Origin of the sequence: Stenotrophomonas sp. Sm2128 (genome assembly GCF_030985535.1) — a bacterium.
Taxonomy (GTDB): domain Bacteria; phylum Pseudomonadota; class Gammaproteobacteria; order Xanthomonadales; family Xanthomonadaceae; genus Stenotrophomonas; species Stenotrophomonas maltophilia.
Map to the genome: position 1 here is coordinate 1 of NZ_JAPTFQ010000152.1, position 2,195 is coordinate 2,195.

General features: G+C 66.4%; 4 protein-coding genes. 1 reads left to right on the forward strand and 3 read right to left on the reverse strand.

The genetic code is table 11. The features are described from left to right. Nucleotides 1–55: 55 nt before the first annotated feature. From mscL to O0K41_RS22180, 3 genes are all read right to left on the reverse strand, one after another. Nucleotides 56–460, reverse strand: a complete 405-nt coding sequence (gene mscL, locus O0K41_RS22170; RefSeq protein ID WP_014038282.1) for a large-conductance mechanosensitive channel protein MscL — start codon at nt 458–460, stop codon at nt 56–58. Between the two features lie 54 nt (nt 461–514). Further along, on the reverse strand, nt 515–1,231 hold the full coding sequence (locus O0K41_RS22175; protein ID WP_197592446.1) for a fumarylacetoacetate hydrolase family protein: 717 nt from the start codon (nt 1,229–1,231) through the stop codon (nt 515–517). Between the two features lie 75 nt (nt 1,232–1,306). Continuing rightward, the gene (locus tag O0K41_RS22180) at nt 1,307–1,588 is read right to left on the reverse strand and encodes a hypothetical protein (RefSeq protein ID WP_005410817.1); all 282 of its coding nucleotides are present in this window, start codon (nt 1,586–1,588) and stop codon (nt 1,307–1,309) included. Between the two features lie 178 nt (nt 1,589–1,766). Between O0K41_RS22180 and O0K41_RS22185 the strand changes: the two genes are divergently transcribed. Next, on the forward strand, nt 1,767–2,102 hold the full coding sequence (locus tag O0K41_RS22185) for a Rieske (2Fe-2S) protein (RefSeq protein WP_099530139.1): 336 nt from the start codon (nt 1,767–1,769) through the stop codon (nt 2,100–2,102). The last annotated feature ends 93 nt before the right edge of the window (nt 2,103–2,195 follow it).

A 2,195-nucleotide genomic window follows, 5' to 3' on the forward strand; every position in this document is an offset into this window, starting at 1 on the left:
GCTTCCGTATGTGCTGGCCTTGCCGGCCAGCGGCCGGCACTACCGTTCTGCCGCCTTATTTCTTCAGGCTGTCGCGGATCTCGCGCAGCAGCACCACTTCCTCGGCCGGTGCGGCCGGTGCAGCCTCCTGCTTGCGCGACAGGCGGTTGATCGCCTTGACCACGATGAAGATGGCGAAGGCCACGATCACGAACTGGATGATGGTATTGATGAAGTCGCCGTAGCCAACCACCACGGCCGGAATCTCCTTGCCATCCGGACCCAGGTGGGCCGGCGACAGGGTCCAGGCCAGGCTGGAGAAGTCCACGCGGCCGATCAGGTAGCCCAGCGGCGGCATGATGATCTTCTCGACCAGCGCCGTCACGATCTTGCCGAAGGCCGCGCCGATCACCACGCCGACGGCGAGGTCGATGACGTTGCCGCGCATCGCGAATTCCTTGAACTCGGTGAGCATTCCCATTGTTGTTTTTCTCCGGTGGGGAAGTGGACAGCGCGCAGGGTAGCGCAGGTGATGTCAGCCGGCGATCACGCCGTGGCGCTCGGCCACGTTTTCCAGGCGCGCGCTGAAGCGGTCGCCGGGCTTCAGTGCAGCCACGCCGGACGGGGTGCCCATGAACACCAGGTCGCCGGCACGCAGCTGCCACAGCTTGGACAGCTCGTGCAGGATCTCCGGCACGTTCCAGATCATCTGGTCCAGCAGCGCCTGCTGGCGCACCTCGCCGTTGACCTCCAGCGACAGGTTGAGCGCGGCCAGGTCGCCGACCTCTTCGGCGTGGACGATTTCGCTGATCGGCGCGGAGGCATCGAAGCCCTTGGCCGCGTCCCACGGGTGGCCCTTGTCCTTGACCGCAGCCTGCAGGTCGCGGCGGGTCAGGTCCAGGCCGACGGCGTAGCCGTAGACCAGTGCTTCGGCATCGGCCACGGCCAGTTCGCCTGCGGGCGCATCACGGCCGATCGCCACCACCAGCTCCACTTCGTGGTGCAGGTTGGCGGTCGCCGGCGGGTAGGGGATGGCGTCGTCATGGCCGACCACGATCGCATCGGCCGGCTTGCTGAAGAACATCGGGCGGCCACGGTCATCGGCCGCCGGCACCGCCGCGCCCATTTCGCGGGCGTGGTCGGCGAAGTTGCGGCCGACGCAGTAGATGCGGTGCACGGGGAAACTGCCACCGCCCACCACCGGTACACGCGGCAGGGCTACGGCAGGGATCACATCGGAGACATCGGACATGCGGGCATCCAGGAAGGGCGTGCCCGCAGTCTAGAACGCATGGCGCCCGCCGTCAGCGGGCGCGCAGGAGGTGGATCAGCGCGAGGCCGGCAACACCGGCTTGCGTACCACGCGGTACTCGCCTTCGACCACGGTCGGGTCGACCGGACGGGCAACACCCGGCTTGCGCGAGGCCAGCAGCTTCCACGCCAGGCCCACCAGGATCATCGCCGCACCGACGAACACGCCGATGAACACCATCGCGGCCAGGATCGCCAGGCCAAGCAGGCCCACGGCAACGCGCACCAACGGATGGCGCGGCTTGCGCGGCGCGAACAGGGTGCGGAACTGGTTGAAGGCGGATGCGCGATTGAACATGGCGGCTCGATAGGCTGGGATCAGCGAAACCAGAGTATCGGGACGCGCCACTGTCATTGAGTGAAAAACTCGTTAAATATAGCCTGTGCTTATTACGGATCAATGACTTGTGTTCATGTCGCAGCCAGTCACCTGAGTGGGCGTGCGACAATGCGGGTTTACTGTCCGAGCCTTCGCCATGACTGCCCCTGCCGCCCTGATCGCCCTTGATGCCATTGCCGATGGCGCGTTTGCCGAGGTCGAAGCGGTGGTTGATGGCGATGCCGAATCGCTGGTGCTGTACCGCGACGGCGCGCAGGTGCGTGCGTTCCTGAACATCTGCCCGCACGCCGGCCGCCGCCTGGACTGGGCCCCGGGCCAGTTCCTGAAGAGCCGTGAAGGCAACCTGGTCTGCGCCGCGCATGGCGCCTCGTTCGCGCTGGACAGCGGCGACTGCATCGCCGGACCCTGCAAGGGCGACCGCCTGCGTGCGGTGCCGGTGGACGTGCGCGACGGGCAGGTCTATCTGGCTTGAGGCCAGAAACAGTCGAGCACGGCTCGACTCTACAAAAGCCGTGTCGACCAAGGTCGACACCTACCAGAGCGAGATCCGTGCCGACCAACGGTC